The organism is Alcanivorax sp. HI0007 (assembly GCF_001635525.1).
In the GTDB taxonomy this organism is placed as follows: domain Bacteria; phylum Pseudomonadota; class Gammaproteobacteria; order Pseudomonadales; family Alcanivoracaceae; genus Alcanivorax.
This window is the reverse complement of the sequence record NZ_LWEJ01000198.1, coordinates 1-212: the sequence shown is the minus strand read 5'-3', so window position 1 is coordinate 212 and position 212 is coordinate 1. Positions and strand designations below refer to the sequence as shown.

Here is a 212-nt window from a genome sequence, read left to right as displayed (position 1 = left end):
CCGTATGGGGCTCCAGTATTGCTTCCTGAGGCATTATCCCCAGCACTATTCAGGCTTGAAACTGCTTCTTTAAGAGCACGTTTTGATTTTTCGTTTACCTGCGTTACTGGCATCAATACATAGCCACCACAAGTGTAACGGTTATCTGCACAGTTATAGCCATGCCGAAACCTGCCAATACCCATATTGACTTTTTCTGGCACTGAGTCGAT

1 protein-coding gene is annotated in these 212 nt (G+C 45.3%); it reads right to left on the bottom strand.

All coding sequences use genetic code 11. The features are described 5' to 3' along the window. Positions 1-212, bottom strand: a 212-nt coding sequence (locus A3714_RS18235) for a hypothetical protein (protein WP_231867845.1), incomplete at both ends; no start/stop codon positions are given.